Annotated in this window: 17 protein-coding genes; 5 read left to right on the top strand and 12 right to left on the bottom strand. The window is 69.5% G+C overall.

Annotated features, from left to right (window positions below; all coding sequences use genetic code 11):
• On the bottom strand, nt 1-1,440 hold the full coding sequence (locus ACQEV1_RS01920; RefSeq protein ID WP_433390417.1) for an MFS transporter: 1,440 nt from the start codon (nt 1,438-1,440) through the stop codon (nt 1-3).
• A 141-nt stretch (nt 1,441-1,581) separates the two neighbouring features.
• Here ACQEV1_RS01920 and ACQEV1_RS01915 point away from each other — a divergent pair, with 141 nt between their 5' ends.
• Nucleotides 1,582-2,589 carry a sigma-70 family RNA polymerase sigma factor gene (locus ACQEV1_RS01915; RefSeq protein WP_433390414.1) on the top strand — a complete coding sequence of 336 codons (1,008 nt, stop codon included), beginning with the start codon at nt 1,582-1,584 and terminating at the stop codon, nt 2,587-2,589.
• 121 nt (nt 2,590-2,710) lie between these two features.
• On the opposite strand, the gene dnaB is transcribed toward ACQEV1_RS01915, so the two are convergent.
• The gene (gene dnaB / locus ACQEV1_RS01910; protein ID WP_433405826.1) at nt 2,711-4,048 is read right to left on the bottom strand and encodes a replicative DNA helicase; all 1,338 of its coding nucleotides are present in this window, start codon (nt 4,046-4,048) and stop codon (nt 2,711-2,713) included.
• A 329-nt stretch (nt 4,049-4,377) separates the two neighbouring features.
• Here dnaB and ACQEV1_RS01905 point away from each other — a divergent pair, with 329 nt between their 5' ends.
• Nucleotides 4,378-5,694, top strand: coding sequence for an MATE family efflux transporter (locus ACQEV1_RS01905; protein WP_433390411.1), 1,317 nt, complete (start codon nt 4,378-4,380; stop codon nt 5,692-5,694).
• On the opposite strand, the gene ACQEV1_RS01900 is transcribed toward ACQEV1_RS01905, so the two are convergent.
• Nucleotides 5,672-6,292, bottom strand: coding sequence for a TetR/AcrR family transcriptional regulator C-terminal domain-containing protein (locus ACQEV1_RS01900; protein ID WP_433390408.1), 621 nt, complete (start codon nt 6,290-6,292; stop codon nt 5,672-5,674). The two genes, ACQEV1_RS01905 and ACQEV1_RS01900, sit on opposite strands and share 23 nt — an antisense overlap.
• Before the next feature lie 82 nt (nt 6,293-6,374).
• On the opposite strand from ACQEV1_RS01900, the gene ACQEV1_RS01895 reads away from it, so the two are divergent.
• Together ACQEV1_RS01895 and ACQEV1_RS01890 are read left to right on the top strand one after the other, a co-directional pair.
• A complete protein-coding gene (locus ACQEV1_RS01895; protein WP_433390406.1) occupies nt 6,375-7,913 on the top strand; it encodes an FAD-dependent monooxygenase in 1,539 nt (512 codons plus the stop codon).
• Nucleotides 7,914-8,087: 174 nt separating this feature from the next.
• Nucleotides 8,088-8,276 carry a hypothetical protein gene (locus ACQEV1_RS01890; RefSeq protein WP_285636014.1) on the top strand — a complete coding sequence of 63 codons (189 nt, stop codon included), beginning with the start codon at nt 8,088-8,090 and terminating at the stop codon, nt 8,274-8,276.
• A 77-nt stretch (nt 8,277-8,353) separates the two neighbouring features.
• On the opposite strand, the gene ACQEV1_RS01885 is transcribed toward ACQEV1_RS01890, so the two are convergent.
• Complete coding sequence (locus tag ACQEV1_RS01885) at nt 8,354-8,848, bottom strand: cupin domain-containing protein (RefSeq protein WP_285636011.1); 495 nt, start codon at nt 8,846-8,848, stop codon at nt 8,354-8,356.
• 37 nt (nt 8,849-8,885) lie between these two features.
• Nucleotides 8,886-9,257, bottom strand: coding sequence for a DUF4267 domain-containing protein (locus tag ACQEV1_RS01880; RefSeq protein WP_433390401.1), 372 nt, complete (start codon nt 9,255-9,257; stop codon nt 8,886-8,888).
• 86 nt (nt 9,258-9,343) lie between these two features.
• On the opposite strand from ACQEV1_RS01880, the gene ACQEV1_RS01875 reads away from it, so the two are divergent.
• Nucleotides 9,344-9,916, top strand: a complete 573-nt coding sequence (locus ACQEV1_RS01875) for a TetR/AcrR family transcriptional regulator (protein ID WP_285636005.1) — start codon at nt 9,344-9,346, stop codon at nt 9,914-9,916.
• A gap of 25 nt (nt 9,917-9,941) precedes the next feature.
• Here ACQEV1_RS01875 and ACQEV1_RS01870 read toward each other — a convergent pair whose 3' ends face one another.
• The 7 genes from ACQEV1_RS01870 to ACQEV1_RS01840 form a co-directional block, all read right to left on the bottom strand.
• On the bottom strand, nt 9,942-10,430 hold the full coding sequence (locus ACQEV1_RS01870; RefSeq protein WP_433390397.1) for an N-acetyltransferase family protein: 489 nt from the start codon (nt 10,428-10,430) through the stop codon (nt 9,942-9,944).
• Between the two features lie 79 nt (nt 10,431-10,509).
• Nucleotides 10,510-11,154 carry a peptidoglycan recognition protein family protein gene (locus ACQEV1_RS01865; protein ID WP_285628883.1) on the bottom strand — a complete coding sequence of 215 codons (645 nt, stop codon included), beginning with the start codon at nt 11,152-11,154 and terminating at the stop codon, nt 10,510-10,512.
• A 1,418-nt stretch (nt 11,155-12,572) separates the two neighbouring features.
• Nucleotides 12,573-13,019: a 50S ribosomal protein L9 gene (rplI, locus tag ACQEV1_RS01860; protein ID WP_285577263.1), complete on the bottom strand. Its 447-nt coding sequence runs from the start codon at nt 13,017-13,019 to the stop codon at nt 12,573-12,575.
• Nucleotides 13,020-13,036: 17 nt separating this feature from the next.
• Nucleotides 13,037-13,273 carry a 30S ribosomal protein S18 gene (gene rpsR / locus ACQEV1_RS01855; RefSeq protein WP_252781265.1) on the bottom strand — a complete coding sequence of 79 codons (237 nt, stop codon included), beginning with the start codon at nt 13,271-13,273 and terminating at the stop codon, nt 13,037-13,039.
• 72 nt (nt 13,274-13,345) lie between these two features.
• Nucleotides 13,346-13,915, bottom strand: a complete 570-nt coding sequence (locus tag ACQEV1_RS01850) for a single-stranded DNA-binding protein (protein ID WP_285628889.1) — start codon at nt 13,913-13,915, stop codon at nt 13,346-13,348.
• A gap of 47 nt (nt 13,916-13,962) precedes the next feature.
• On the bottom strand, nt 13,963-14,253 hold the full coding sequence (gene rpsF / locus ACQEV1_RS01845) for a 30S ribosomal protein S6 (RefSeq protein ID WP_285577268.1): 291 nt from the start codon (nt 14,251-14,253) through the stop codon (nt 13,963-13,965).
• A 139-nt stretch (nt 14,254-14,392) separates the two neighbouring features.
• A complete protein-coding gene (locus ACQEV1_RS01840; protein ID WP_285577270.1) occupies nt 14,393-14,530 on the bottom strand; it encodes a hypothetical protein in 138 nt (45 codons plus the stop codon).
• Nucleotides 14,531-14,594 lie beyond the last annotated feature (64 nt).

The raw sequence follows: 14,594 nt of genomic DNA, 5'->3' as shown, positions 1-14,594 counted from the left end.
TCATCCTCGGGGCACGGTGCTTGCCCTGCTGGCTGCTCGCCGGGACATCGTGGTTGTCGTTGTTCCCAATCCTGCCAGCACCGCGGCCACGATCATGGCTCCGCGATAGCCGGAGGCGACCGCGGAGGCAGTGGGGTACCCGCCGGTCGCGGTGAACGCCGCCGAGGCCACTGCGACGCCGAACGCCGCGCCCACCTGTCGGACGGTGCTGAACAGACCCGACGCGGTGCCGATGTCGGCAGGCTTGACCGAGCCGACGACCGACTTGGTCAGTGCGGGCACGGCAAATGTGAAGCCGACGGCTACGACGGCCATGGCCACCGCCAGTATCGGATACCACAGCCCGGGACGCGCGAACACCGCCGGGATGGTCGTGCCTGCCGTCTGCAGCGTCATGCCTGCCGCGATCATCGGCCGGGTGCCCACACGGTCGGTGGATGTGCCGGACCAGGGCCCGAGGGCAAGGGGCACCAGTCCGAGCGGCAGCAGGCGGAGCCCGGCTACCAGCGGACTGTCGCCCTGAGCGTCCTGGAAGAACTGCGCGGTGAAGAACACCAGGGCTGTCAACGACGCCGACTGGAGGAAGATGCCAGCGATGCCGGACGCGAAGGCGCTGTCGGTGAACAACCGCAGCGGAATGAGCGGCTGGCTCGCTCGACGCTGCCAGGCGAGCAGGGCGACCAGGGCCACGCCGCCGAGCACGAGTGCCCCGGCCACCGCCCGGTCGCCCCAGCCGTCTGTGGCGGCGCGAACCACACCCCATACCAACGCCAGCACAGACGCACCGCCGAGGACCAGTCCGAGCAGGTCCGGCGCACGCCGCCTACCCGGCCCATCGACTCGAACGTCGCGGATGCGCAGCAGCACGGCTACCGCAGCCGCTACACCGACGGGAACGTTGATCCAGAAGATGTATGACCAAGCGAGCATTTGGGTGATGGCACCGCCGAAGACGGGTCCGAGCACGGTGGCCAGGCCGGTGACCGCGCCGAACACACCCTGCGCCCATCCTCGTCGTTCGGTTGGGAAGGCGGCGTTGATCAAGGCGAGCGCCGTGGGCATCGTCACGGCGGCGCCGATTCCCTGCACCGCTCTGGCTCCGATGAGCACCGCGCCGTTCGGCGCGAGCGCGCAGGCCACCGACGCTACGGCGAACAGCAGCAGACCGCTCGCGTACACCCGTCGCCGGCCCCAGCGGTCTCCGAGCGCCGCCGCGGTCATCAGCAGTACGGCGAAGGTGAGTGTGTAGGCATTGATCGTCCAATCCAGTGTGGTGATCGAGGCATGCAGCGCGACCCGTAGTGCCGGCAGGGCCGTCGTCACCGCGAACAGGTCCAGGATCACCAGGAACGAACCGACACTCGCCAGCGCGAGCGTCCACCGCTGATCGGCGGTCAGTTGATTCGAGGGCGGTGCGGTGAGTGTCGATCGGGATGACATCGGTCTCCTCGGGTTGGCCGGCAGTGACACTGCTGGGTAGACCCGCTGTACGCCGAAAACCGGGCGCGCCCGGTTTTCGGTGCGGCCGGTGTCATCACAACTGGACGATTATGCGAGTTCGGACGCAGCGAGGACGGGGTCATGGACGAGGTGTTGCTGTCGGGAGCACGCGAGGGCGACGCGGAAGCGTTCGGCAAGCTCACCGAGCCGTACCGGAGGGAGCTTCAGGTGCACTGCTATCGGCTGGTGGGTTCGGTTGCCGAAGCCGAGGATCTGGTCCAGGAGACGCTGTTCGCGGCCTGGCGCGGGATCGGCGGTTTCGTGGGGCGTTCCTCGATACGCACCTGGTTGTACCGAATCGCGACCAACCGCTGCCTTAACGCGTTGCGTGATCGCAGCCACCGGCCGTCTTCGGTCGCCGCCGCGCCTCCGGTTCCGCTGCCTGAGCCGAATCGGCTCAGCGAGGTTCCGTGGCTCGAGCCCTACCCCGACATGCTGACCGGGTTCAGCGAGCCGGTCCCTGGCCCAGAAGCGCGTGTGGAGAGCCGCGAGGCCGTATCACTGGCGTTCGTCGCCGCCGTGCAGACCATGCCGCCGCGCCAGCGGGCCATCCTCGTGCTGCGCGACGTGCTCGGATACCGAGGCGCCGAAGTCGCGGAGATGCTCGACACAACCGTGGACGCCGTCGCGAGCGGCCTCAAACGGGCCCGCAGCGCATTGGCGAATCGCGAACAGTCAGCACACCCGCCGCTACCGAACTCCCCGACCGAGCGTCGCGTCATGGACGCGTTCGTCGCCGCCTTTGAGCGGTGCGACGTGCCCGCACTGGTCGAGCTGCTCACCGACGACGCCTGGTTCAGCATGCCACCACTGCCGCAGGAATACCAAGGCCATGACGCCATCGCTGACTTCTTCACTGAAATCGGCTTTGTGCGCGGTACTCGGCGGTTCCGCCTCATTCCGACCAGAGCCAACGGTCAGCCCGCATTCGGCCGCTATCTGCGCGACCCCTACGCCGGCATCGCCCGCGCGCACGGACTGACCGTGCTCACTCTCGACGGCGACCACATAAGCCAAATCACGGCCTTCCTCGACACCGGCATGCTCCCGCGATTCGGCCTGCCCCGCATCCTGGCCGACAACGGATGAGCCCGCCGGGAGCGGCTCTGGAGACCCCGCCGTCGGCACCGGCACGGACTGCCGGTAGATCACCCGTCACGCCCCTCACTCCTCATCGGGGTCGGCGGCGGCAGGCTAACGATGGAGGAGGTCAGTGGGCCATGTCGACGAAGCGGCTGTAGTGCCCCTGGAAGGCGACGGTGACGGTCGCGGTCGGGCCGTTACGGTGCTTGGCCACGATCAGGTCGGCCTCACCGGCGCGCGGCGACTCCTTCTCGTACGCGTCCTCACGGTGGAGCAGGATCACCATGTCGGCATCTTGTTCAATTGATCCCGATTCGCGCAGGTCCGACACCATGGGCTTTTTGTCGGTTCGCTGCTCAGGACCTCGGTTGAGCTGGGACAACGCGATGACCGGTACTTCCAGCTCCTTCGCGAGGAGCTTCAGCGAACGGGAGAACTCCGACACCTCGACCTGGCGGCTCTCGACACGCTTTCCGGACTGCATGAGCTGCAGATAGTCGATGATGACCAGGCGCAGGTCGTGCTGCTGCTTGAGGCGCCGGCACTTGGCGCGGATCTCCATCATCGACATGTTCGGCGAGTCGTCGATGAACAGCGGCGCCTCGGCGACCTCGCTCATGCGGCGGGCCAGGCGGGTCCAGTCCTCGTCGTTCATCGAGCCCGACCGCATCGCGTGCAGGGCGACCCGAGCCTCGGCGGACAGCAAACGCATGGTGATCTCGTTGCGCCCCATTTCGAGGCTGAACACCACCGTGGCCAACTGGTGCTTGATCGCCGCGGCCCGGGCGAAATCCAGGGCCAGAGTCGACTTGCCGATGGCCGGACGGGCGGCGACGATGATCATTTGGCCGGAGTGGAGGCCGTTGGTGAGGGCGTCGAGGTCGGTGAAGCCCGTCGGGACGCCGACCATCTGACCGCCGCGGCTGCCGATGGCCTCGATCTCGTCCAGGGCGCCCGGCATGATGTCGCTCAGCGGCGCGTAGTCCTCGCCGGCCCGCTTGTCGGCGATGGCGTACACCTCGGCCTGCGCGCGGTCGAGCAGGTCGTCGGCGTCGGCGCCGTCGGTGCTGTAGCCGAGCTGCGCGATGCGCGTGCCGACCTCGACCAGCCGCCGCAGGACGGCCTTCTCCTGGACGATCTTGGCGTAGTAGCCGGCGTTGGCGGCCGTGGGCACCGACGCGACGAGGGTGTGGAGGTAGGGCGCGTCGCCGATGCGGCTCAGCTCGCCGCGCTTGAGCAGCTCGTCCTTGATGGTGATCGCGTCGACGGGGTCGCCGCGGCCGTACAGGTCGAGGATGCGGTCGAAGACGGTCTGGTGGGCGGGACGGTAGAAGTCGCGAGGCTGGACCATCTCGATGACCTCGGCGATGGCCGTCTGGGAGAGCAGCATGCTGCCGAGCACGCACTGCTCGGCCGCCAGGTCGTGCGGTGGCGTGCGCTCGAACTCGCTCTCGTGTGACGACATCTCGGTGACACTCACATCCACACCCCCCTGTCGCCCCCGTGTTCACATCTATCTCACCGCTCCGACAGTTTGGGTGCTGTCCCGTGCTTACGCAAAGGCGGCTGTGGAGGGCCCTGTGGACGGCCTGTGCATACACGCCGAGGTGGCTGTGCACAGCGCCTGTGGACAACGTGTGGATTTCCGTGCCGCCCGTGAGGACGACCATCGTGAGCTGCGGAAATGCCGTCCACCGCCTGTGAGTTGAAGAAACCTCCGAGCCGCGTCATCCACAGGCTTCCCACAGCACCCGGTAAGCGACAACGAGCCTTTGTGGGTTACGGTGGCGAATTGTGGCGTTTCGGCACCCGCACGACTCGGAGATCCTGCGGCTCGCGCTGCCCGCGTTCGGCGCGCTGGTGGCCGAGCCGCTGTTCCTGCTCACCGACTCGGCGATCGTCGGGCGTCTCGGCACCGTTCCGCTCGGCGCGCTCGGCGTGGCCGGCCAGATCCTGTCCACGTTCGTGAGCGTGTGCGTCTTCCTCGCGTACGGGACGACCGCGTCGGTCGCGCGGCAGATCGGTGCCGGGAACCTGCGTGAGGCGATCCGCCAGGGCGTCGACGGCATCTGGCTCGCCGCGCTCATCGGCGCCGTCGTCATCGCGGTCGGCTGGCCGCTGGCACCGGCCGTCGTCGACGCGTTCGGAGCGTCCGCCGCGGTGGCGCCGCAGGCCGAGACGTACCTGCACATCAGCCTGTTCGGGGCACCCGGGATGCTGATCGTGCTGGCCGGCACCGGAGTGCTGCGCGGCATGCAGGACACCCGCACGCCGCTGTACGTGTCCGTGGGCATGTTCACGGTCAACGCCGCGCTCGGCGCGGTCTTCGTGCTCGTGCTCGGCTGGGGCATCGCGGGGTCGGCCTGGGCGACGGTGCTGGCGCAGACGGGCGGGGCGATCCTGTACGCCGGGGCGGTCGCGCGCGGCGCCCGGCGGCACGGCGCGCCGCTCCGGCCGGACGCGCGGGGCGTACGCGCGTCGGCGAGCGCCGGGTTCAACCTGATGATCCGCACACTGAGCCTGCGGGTCGTGCTCATCCTCGGCACGGCGGTGGCCGCGCGCATGGGCGACGTCGAGATCGCCGCCCACCAGATCGCCTCGAACGTCTGGAACCTGCTGGCCTTCGCGCTCGACGCCATCGCGATCGCCGGACAGGCCATCACCGGCCGGTACCTGGGCGCCTCGGACGCCGCCGGAGCCCGCGCGGCGACCCGGCGGATGATCCAGTGGGGCATCGCGGCCGGCGTGCTGTTCGCCCTGCTCGTGCTGGCCTTCCGCCCCTGGCTGCCGAACCTGTTCACCTCCGACCCGTTCGTACGGTCCCAGCTGCTCGCCGCGCTCGTCGTGGTGGCGCTGCTGGAGCCGATCGCGGGCGTGGTGTTCGTGCTGGACGGTGTGCTGATCGGCGCGGGCGACCAGGGCTATCTGGCGATGGCGGGGGTGATCCAGACGGTGGCGTTCCTGCCGGCCGCCTGGCTCGTGCACGCCTACGGCGGCGGGCTGGTGGCGCTGTGGCTGGCGATCGGGGTGTGGATGGCCGCGCGGCTGGTCACGCTGGGCGTGCGCGCACGCGACGACGCATGGCTCGTCATGGGCGCGGTGCGCCGTTGACCTGGGCGCGCATCCCGTCGAGCAGGCGTTGCAGGCCGTACTCGAACAGTGTGTCGCGCTCGAGAACGGCCTTGCCTCCGGCGGCGAGGAGAGGGAACTCCTCGGGGTCGAGGGCGGGCGGTTCGTCGTCCTCGCGATCGGCGTCGCCCTGCTCGTCGAGGACGAAGCCGCTCACGTAGTGGCCGAGGACGATGACGGCGCGCGCCGCGTCTTCGGGGGTGAAGCCGGCCTCGACCAGCACGCCCAGCGTGCGTTCGATGCGCGGGAAGCTGTCGGGCGTGGGCCGGTTGCCGGACGCGAGGCGCGCCCCGTCGCGGTGGGCCAGCATCGCGCGACGCCGTACTCGCATGCCCTCGGCCAGCCACTCGTCCCAGGTCTCACCGGGGGCGGGGAGGCCGGTCGTGCCCTGCTCGGCGCGGTCGTTGGCGGCGGCGACGAGGTGGTCGAGCAGTTCCTTCTTGCTGGAGAAGTGCCAGTAGAGCGCCGGCGCCTGAACGCCGAGCTCCTTGGCCAGCCGGCGCAGTGAGAGGCCGTCCAGCCCCACCTCGTCGATGAGCCGCAGGGCCGTGTCCAGCACCTTCTCGCGGTCGAGCGCCATCGCCACCTCCCTCGTTGACAACTTAACACTGTTCAGGGATCCTTAACGACGTTAAGTCCTTAACGGTGTTAAGGGGGCACTGATGTACGACGTGATCATTTCGGGGGCCGGCCCCATCGGGCTCTTCCTCGCCTGCGAGCTGCGCGCGTACGGGATCCGTACCGTCGTGCTCGAACGCCGGGAGGCGATCGATCCCACGCTCAAGGCGGGCGCGGTGAGCGGCCGGGGAGCCGACATCCTCACCCGCCGGGGGGTCGTCGACCTGCTCGGCGACCTGCCCTCGATCGCCGACCTCATGGGCGGCCGCAAGCCGGGCGCGGGCAGCCTGCAGTCGAAGACCGCCCCGGGCGGCGGGGTGCCGCGGGGCCACTTCGCGGGCCTGTGGATCCTGCGCGGCGGCTCATCCACGCCGAACGCGTTCGTGCTCGCACCGCAACAGCGCATCGAGGAGGCGCTGGAGACTCGGGCGCGGTCGACGGGGGCGGAGATCCGGCGCGGGCATGCCGTCGAGGCGTTGGACCAGGACGACGCCGGCGTCACGGTGACCGTCGCGGGGCCGGACGGCCCGTACGAGCTGCGGGCGCGGTGGCTCGTGGGCTGCGACGGGGGACGCAGCGCGGTGCGCAAGGCGGCCGGCTTCGACTTCCCGGGCCTCGACGGCATCATGACCGCCTACCAGGCGATGGCCGACTTCGACGACCCGGAGTTCGCACCCATGGGCTGGCACCGGATGCCGCACGGCCTCATGGTTCACGGGCCGCACCCGCAGCGGGTCCTCGTCGCGGAGTTCGACGGGCCGCCGGCCGACCGGAACGCCCCGATCACCCAAGCGGAGCTGGAGGCCGCGGTACGGCGCGTGTCGGAGACGTCGGTGACGATCACCTCGGTGCACTCGGTGACGAGGTTCACCGACAACACGCGCCAGGCCTCGACGTACCGGCGGGGCCGGGTGCTGCTGGCGGGCGACGCGGCGCACGTCCATCCGCCCTTCGGCGGCCAGGGCCTGCACCTCGGTCTCGGGGACGCGATCAACCTCGGCTGGAAGCTCGCCGCGACCGTACGGGGATGGGCGCCGCCCGGACTGCTGGACACCTACTCCACCGAACGCCACCCGGTCGCGGAGCGGGTCCTGCACAACACGCGGGCGCAGGTGGCGCTGCTGCGGCCGGGGCCACGCGTGGACGCGCTGCGGGACATCTTCACGATGCTCGCGGAGACGCCGGAGGCGAACCGCCTGCTCACGGACCTGATGGGCGAGCTGGACATCCGGTACGGGGCGGCCGGTGACCATCCGCTCGCCGGCCGGTACTGCCCCGATCTCACGCTGAAGACCGCCACCGGGGAGACGCGAGTCGCCGACCTGTCGCGCCGGGCGGGGGCGCTGCTGCTCGACCTGTCCGACCGCGCGGACGTCCGCGAGGCGGTACGGCCGTGGGCGGATCGGATCTCGGTCGTCACGGGAGTCGTGTCGTCGTCATCGGAGGACGCCGAGGTCGGCGAACTTCCGGACGCTCTTCTCGTACGGCCCGACGGCCACGTCGCCTGGGCGGGCGCCGACGTCGCCGAGCTCGGTGAGGCCGTACGGGAGTGGTTCGGCGAGTCGGCGGATCCGGCCAGGTGACCAGGGCGCGTTCGCCGCGTGTGCGGGGTGGCGGAATCTGTCGGTGCCCGGGGGCAAGCTGTTCCTGACCCTCTGGTCACTGGACCGCCGGGTCGCGTCCGCCCCAGGCTGAACGTCGCTTCAGAGGTCTCGTAAAGCCACTCGGATGTCGGTGGATCACGCTAGACTTCGAACATGTGTTCTACTCATGGCGAGCGGCTGGCCAGCCTCACCCGAGCGATCGACGACCTCGCGGCCGAGGGCCTCGGCGGTCTCCCGCCCGACGCCTGGGCCGAGCGGGTCGCGGGCATCTGGGCACTCGTCGAAGGCCTCGACCCGGATGTCGCCCGGCGACGCGCCCGCTACACCACGATGGAGTCCTGATGCCGTCCGCACCGGGGCCGCTCTCGCTGACGCGGCAGCCGTAAGGCCCGCTCGCGGGCCTTACGGCTGTCCGAGAGTCAGGTCCGGGCCTGGTCCCACGGGGCGCTGGGCCGAAAGTAGGTGTCGTAGAGCTCCTGGACCTCCAGGAGGGATTCAGGCGGCCGTTCGCCGTAGGCGATGCGTTCGAGGTGGCGGAAGTACTCGAAGCGCTCCACGCCCGGGGTGATGACGATGAGGATGTCGGCGTCGTGGCCCGGGGCGGCGGCGAAGGCGTGAGCCAGGCCAGGCGGGACGATGACGAGGTCGCCGCGTTCCGCGGTGATGACCTGGTCTCCGGACAGGAGTTGGGCCGCGCCGTCGAGCAGGTAGAACATTTCGGCCGAGTTGGCGTGGTGATGCGGCTTGGCGCCGTCGGCGCCGTCGGTGAGGGTGACGCGCTGAGTCGACAGGGCGCCGCCGGTGGCACTGGCGTCGGCCAGCAGGCGGATGGTCGTGGGGGCTCGGCCGACGACCTCGGCGTCGGCGGAGCGGACGATCACTGACTCGGTGAAGTCGGGGACGAGCAGAGACATGGTCGGATCCTTTCCTATTGCCGGCGGTTAAAGGGCGTCAGACGGCGAAGAGCAGGGCGGCGTTCACCAGGACGATCACGGCGGTGGCAAAGTGGACACCGAACGCGACCGCCTTGGTGCCGCCGTTGCGCAGCACGACCACGGTGTCGCCCAGGGGATTGATGGCGACGACCAGCATGAACCACGCCGCGGCGTGGGCACCGGCGAAGGCCAGCAGGGCCAGCCCGAGCAAGCCGTAACTGCCGTCGCGCAAACCCTTGATCGTGAGATAGGCGGAGTCACCGTCCTTCTCCGCCGGCACGCCATAGCCGGCGGCCGCGGCGCGGGGGACGAGCAGAAAGCGGGCTCCGATGAACACGATGAACAGGTTGAGGACGATCGCAAGGCCGTAGGCAATGGGGGTGAGCATCCGTTTCTCCGTATCTAGCGTTGCTAGGAACGAGGTCGACGTTAGCAGAGCATCGACAATAACGCTAGCGCCGCTAGAGTCGACCCATGTCGATCCAGACGCGCCGACGGCGCGAACGTGCGGAGCGGGAGCGGATGATCATCGCGGCGGCCCGGGAACTGGCCGAGGCGGAAGGCTGGGAGGCGGTGACGATCCGGCGGCTGGCCGAACGGATCGAGTACAGCCAGCCGGTGCTCTACAGCCACTTCAAGGGCAAAGACGCGATCATGGCGGCCGTCGCGGTGGAAGGCTGTGCCGACCTGGCCGTCGATCTGCGCACGGCCCGTACCTCGACACCGGACGCCAGGCGTGCCGTCGCCGAGGTGAGCACGGCCTACATCAGGTTCGCCGACCGGCGTCCGGCCCTCTACGACGCGATGTTCGGCCAGAAGCTCGACCTGCCGTTCGCCACGCCCCAGGCTCCGGCCGTCCTACAGGCGGGCTTCGCCGAGTTGGCGGAGGCCATCCGGCCGCACGCGGGCAGCGACGATCTCGGCCTGCTGACCGAGACCTTCTGGGCGGCCCTGCACGGCCTGGTGACACTCACCCGCGGCGGCAGGACCCCTCGCGAGCAGCACGACCGCAGGCTGGCGCTCCTCCTGGCCCGCTTCACCCACTAGCGGCCGGCCTGTTCGTGGCGGATCCTCAAAGCCGCCGGTACATGATGTGCAGTCCGACGTAGCCGTGAACCGGATGGTGGAAGCCCTCCGGGAGGGTGGTCATCACGTCGAGGCCCAGTGACCTCCACAGCGCCACCGCCCGGGTGTTGGTGTCCACCACGGCGTTGAACTGCATCGCTCGAAAGCCGTCCTTGCGCGCCTGCGCCAGGACATGCTCGCCGAGCGCCCGTCCGACGCCCTGGCCGGAGTGGCGCGGATCGACCATGAAGCTCGCGCTGGAGATGTGGGCGGCGCCGCCACGGTGGTTGCGAACGCTGTTGGCCGTACCCAGAACGGTCCCCGCCGCGTCCACCGCGACGAAGGTGCGCCCCGGGGGCTCGGGGAACCACATCTGCCTGGCCTGGGATTCGGTGGTGTCCCGATCCCATGAGAACGTCTCACCGGCCCGGACGATGCCCTCCATGAACGCCCACATCGTGGGCCAGTCGTGCGGCAACGCCTCTCGGATCAGCATGGCCGCCAGCATGGGTCGACTCGGTCAGAGACCGCAACCGAGTTTCGAACCGTGCCGGTGTCGGTCCACCGGGCAGACCCTAGTGCCGGTGCTTGCCGCCTCGATGCCGGTGCTGCGCCAGGAAGGCGCGCCGGCTGGCCTCCGAGTCGGCGTCGTCGTCCTCCGGGGGGCCGGCGTCGGAGCCGAGCTTGCGGGCGACCTCCTTGCGGAGGCGGGGCAGCCGGCGATAGAGCACGTCACCGGGGCAGTCGGTGTCGTTGTAGTCGCGGTGACCGACGATCGCGGTGGCGGGATCGAGGTTGTGGGCCGTGCACAGCCAGGCGCAGACCTCGACCAGTGACCGCCACAGCTTCACGGGCACGTCGTCCTTGAGGTACGTGCCTTCGTTCTCGATGCCGAGGGTGTGCTGGTTGTGGTGCAGCGACTGCGCGCCGACGACGAGCTCGTTCCGTCCGATGGCCGCCAGGGCGCCCGCCCGGCCCTCCATGACGTAGCCGCCACGGCTGATCGTCAGCTGTTCTCCGATGTCGTCCCAGTGCCGCGACTCCATGTGAAACCGCTGGATCTGCCGCGACAACGCGAACGCGTGCGCCCGCGAGGTGTCACTGACGTTCGGCGAGGCGGTGTGATGGACGATGATGTGGTCCGGCGGCCGATCCAGCACACGAGGCGGCCGCTTCGGCGCGACCGCACCCCAGTCCTTCCGCGTGTAGACCTTCGGCATACCGTCCGCATTCGCTCGCAGGGAACCCCCGGCAAGCATCACATCCGCAGCGGCGACTCCGATAGCCGTACGCAGCAGATGCCGGCGGAGTATCCCCTCGGCGCCGATCGCGATCACCCCCGGTCCGCGACTGACCGCCAGCGTAACCGCGTGATCACAAAATGCGAGCACATCCAGCGAGGGCGTTTCACGTGGAACGACGGATAAACCCGAAAACAGCCCCACCGGAATCCCATTCGCGGGGAATACGGCACCGCCCTGGTAACGCGGGTTGACGGGGCGGCGACGACCGGCGTGTTGGCACGCTTCGCAGGGAGCGGCGCGGAGTTATCCACAACCCACGGCAGAGTTACCCACAGCCCTTCCGTAGGCTGTGCGTCCCTGGGCCGAGGAGCCACCCAACCCGGAAGAATCACCCTGCGGTCGCCTTCTCCACCCTCATCGCGACCTGCGATACACCTGCGCGCGGAGGCGTACCTTGCCGCAGGGGTCGTAGGCGAGCATCAAGTCGGCTGAAAGCGGGATGTTCCGCAGAGTGCACGACCTACGTCCTGCAGAGCGATCGATCTGCCGAACACGTCTCGGCCCAGGGCTCCGGCTGGTCTGCGGCATCGTTTCCCCGCTGCGGACAGCGGGAATGTCACGCCACGGCCTCACGGCGTTCCACCCGTCTCAGGCCGCCACTCCCGACAGGTTTTCCACAGGCTGTGGAGAACAACCTTCCGGGCACGCGGAAGGTGCCGGGCGGCTCGCGGGCTCCGTGCTCTCGTCGAACGCCGCGTATCCAAGGTCACCCAACGACGCGGTACCTCGACCGGTACGTGGCGAAGACTCCGCCGAACCGAAACCCCCCGCCCGGCATCACCTACACCAGCAACCGACGCGGAACCGGACCGCGTCGTGGGCAGGTCGATGATCACCAGGCACGGCCCGGGGCCGATCGGCACAGCGCCGCGCAGCGCGCTCCGGACGGCGCCGACCGCACTGCCGGCGACCGTGACGTCCACCACCGAACGACAAGCCCCGCCCATCAGCACCTCCGCCCACAGCCGCCGCCGAACCGGGGCGGTGTCGTGGACAGGTCGATGACCACCGGCACGGTTCCGTGCCGATCGGCACAGCGCCGCGCAGCACGCTCCGGGCGGCGCCGACCGCACTGCCGGCGACCGTGACGTCCACCACCGAACGACAAGCCCCGCCCATCAGCACCTCCGCCCACAGCCGCCGCCGAACCGGGGCGGTGTCGTGGACAGGTCGATGACCACCGGCACGGTTCCGTGCCGATCGGCACAGCGCCGCGCAGCACGCTCCGGACGGCGCCGACCGCACTGCGGCGGCCGTGGCGTTCGCTGGGTAGGGGCAGGCGAAAGGCCGGGTCCGTTCGGGGACCCGGCCCTTCGATGAGGTGCTGTCGGCTGTCAGCCGGCGAGGACCTCGATGTTGATTTTGGCGCTGACCTCGGAGTGCAGGCGGACGGCGACCGAGTGGGCGCCGACCGTCTTGATGGGGTTGGCGACCTCGATGCGGCGCTTGTCCAGCTCCGGGCCGCCCGCCGCCTTCACCGCGCCCGCGATGTCGGCCGGGGTCACGGCGCCGAACAGGCGGCCGCTCTCACCGGCGCGGGTGCGCAGGCGGACCTTGAGGCGCTCGAGCTCGCCGCGGATGGACTCCGCCTGCTCGATGCTGGCGATCTCGCGGGCGGCGCGCGCCTTGCGGATCGAGGCGATCTGCTTCTCCGCGCCACGGGTCCACTGCATGGCGAAGCCGCGCGGGATCAGGTAGTTACGGCCGTAGCCGTCCTTGACCTCGACGACCTCGCCCGGGGCACCGAGCCCGGAGACCTGCTGAGTCAGGATGAGCTTCATGATCAGTGTCTCCCTTCTCAGCGAGCCGTGCTGGTGTACGGCAGCAGCGCCATCTCGCGGGCGTTCTTGATCGCGGTGGCGACGTCGCGCTGGTGCTGGGTGCAGTTGCCCGTCACCCGGCGAGCGCGGATCTTGCCGCGGTCGGAGATGAACTTGCGCAGCAGCGCCGTGTCCTTGTAGTCGACGTAGGAGAGTTTCTCCTGGCAGAACAGGCAAACCTTCTTCTTCGGCTTGCGTGGTGCCGGTTTCGCCATCGTGGTGCTCCTCCTAGGAGAGCCCCGCTCGCGCGGGAATGGTCGGTTGGATGATGAGAGGTGTCGCAGGGGCTAGAACGGCGGGTCGTCGGAGAATCCTCCGCCGCCGCCTCCGGTGGCCCACGGGTCGTCGGCGGGCTGGTTGCCCCCGCCGAAGCCGCCGCCGCCACCCTGGCCGCCGCCGAAGCCGCCGCCCTGGTTGCCGCCGCCGAAGCCGCCGCCGCCCTGGCCGCCACCGCCGCCGCCACCGAAGCCGCCGCCCCCGCCGCCCTGCCGCTGGGTCTTGTTGACCTTCGCGGTGGCGCTCTTCAGGGACGGACCGACCTCGTCGGCCTCGACCTCGTACACGGTGCGCTTCTCACCCTCGCGGGTCTCGTACGACCGCTGCCGGAGCCGGCCCTGCACGATCACCCGCATGCCCCGCTGGAGGCTCTCGGCGACGTTCTCGGCCGCCTGCCGCCAGACGTTGCAGGTGAGGAAGAGGCTCTCGCCGTCCTTCCACTCACCGGACTGCTGGTCGCGGAAACGTGGGGTGGAGGCCACGCGGAAGCGCGCGACCGCCTGGCCGTTGGGGGTGAAGCGCAGTTCCGGATCGTCGACGAGGTTGCCGACGATCGTGATCTGGGTGTCGCCTGCTGCCATGCGGCTCTCCAGCTAACAGATTCGGATTACGTGGGCGGCCGGAAGACTCAGTGAGCCTCGGGCCGGATGACCTTCGTACGCAGGACGGTGTCCTGAAGGTTCAGCTGCCGGTCGAGTTCTTTGACCGTGGCAGGGGTGGCCGTCAGGTCGATCACCGCGTAGACGCCCTCGGACTTCTTGTCGATGTCGTACGAAAGGCGCCGGCGGCCCCAGACGTCGACCTTCTCGACGCTGCCGCCGTCGCTCTTCACGACGGTGAGGAACTGGTCGAGCGACGGAGCGACAGTGCGCTCTTCGGTGTTGGGGTCGAGGATGACCATGAGCTCATAACGACGCATGCGAGTCCCAACCTCCTTTGGACTGGTGCGGTCACGGTCTCTCCGTGACAGGAGGGCCTTGCGTCTCGTCGCGGATCGGCTCCGCGCGATCGACACAGGCTACCAACAACGAGCAGCTCAATCGTCCGGGACGCGAGGACTAGCTCGCCCTGCGCCGGTCGAGCTCGGACATGATGTCGGCCATCCGTGACCGCATGCGCGCGGTCTGGGTGGTCAGCAGGGACAGCTCCTCGATCAGCTCGACGTCGTCGACGGCCGTCAGGTCGCGGGTCATCATCTCAGGCCTCCGTTCGAAACCACGTTCGAGGGTATCGGGTGGGTCGGACAGAATCGGGCCCGCC

The sequence above is a fragment of the Actinoallomurus sp. CA-142502 genome (assembly GCF_050936355.1).
GTDB lineage: Bacteria > Actinomycetota > Actinomycetes > Streptosporangiales > Streptosporangiaceae > Actinoallomurus > Actinoallomurus iriomotensis.
The sequence above is the reverse complement of the archived record's forward strand: the minus strand, read 5'-3'. Positions and strand labels throughout refer to the sequence as shown.

Coding starts and splice junctions, on each gene's coding strand:
- rplI (WP_285577263.1), bottom strand. CDS start 13,019: ATGAAGCTCATCCTGACTCAGCAGGTCTCCGGGCTCGGTGCCCCGGGC.
- ACQEV1_RS01880 (WP_433390401.1), bottom strand. CDS start 9,257: ATGCTCACCCCCATTGCCTACGGCCTTGCGATCGTCCTCAACCTGTTC.
- rpsF (WP_285577268.1), bottom strand. CDS start 14,253: ATGCGTCGTTATGAGCTCATGGTCATCCTCGACCCCAACACCGAAGAG.
- rpsR (WP_252781265.1), bottom strand. CDS start 13,273: ATGGCGAAACCGGCACCACGCAAGCCGAAGAAGAAGGTTTGCCTGTTC.
- ACQEV1_RS01920 (WP_433390417.1), bottom strand. CDS start 1,440: ATGTCATCCCGATCGACACTCACCGCACCGCCCTCGAATCAACTGACC.
- ACQEV1_RS01895 (WP_433390406.1), top strand. CDS start 6,375: ATGTACGACGTGATCATTTCGGGGGCCGGCCCCATCGGGCTCTTCCTC.
- dnaB (WP_433405826.1), bottom strand. CDS start 4,048: ATGTCGTCACACGAGAGCGAGTTCGAGCGCACGCCACCGCACGACCTG.
- ACQEV1_RS01840 (WP_285577270.1), bottom strand. CDS start 14,530: ATGATGACCCGCGACCTGACGGCCGTCGACGACGTCGAGCTGATCGAG.
- ACQEV1_RS01865 (WP_285628883.1), bottom strand. CDS start 11,154: ATGCCGAAGGTCTACACGCGGAAGGACTGGGGTGCGGTCGCGCCGAAG.
- ACQEV1_RS01850 (WP_285628889.1), bottom strand. CDS start 13,915: ATGGCAGCAGGCGACACCCAGATCACGATCGTCGGCAACCTCGTCGAC.
- ACQEV1_RS01885 (WP_285636011.1), bottom strand. CDS start 8,848: ATGTCTCTGCTCGTCCCCGACTTCACCGAGTCAGTGATCGTCCGCTCC.
- ACQEV1_RS01915 (WP_433390414.1), top strand. CDS start 1,582: ATGGACGAGGTGTTGCTGTCGGGAGCACGCGAGGGCGACGCGGAAGCG.
- ACQEV1_RS01875 (WP_285636005.1), top strand. CDS start 9,344: ATGTCGATCCAGACGCGCCGACGGCGCGAACGTGCGGAGCGGGAGCGG.
- ACQEV1_RS01870 (WP_433390397.1), bottom strand. CDS start 10,430: ATGCTGATCCGAGAGGCGTTGCCGCACGACTGGCCCACGATGTGGGCG.
- ACQEV1_RS01900 (WP_433390408.1), bottom strand. CDS start 6,292: ATGGCGCTCGACCGCGAGAAGGTGCTGGACACGGCCCTGCGGCTCATC.
- ACQEV1_RS01890 (WP_285636014.1), top strand. CDS start 8,088: ATGTGTTCTACTCATGGCGAGCGGCTGGCCAGCCTCACCCGAGCGATC.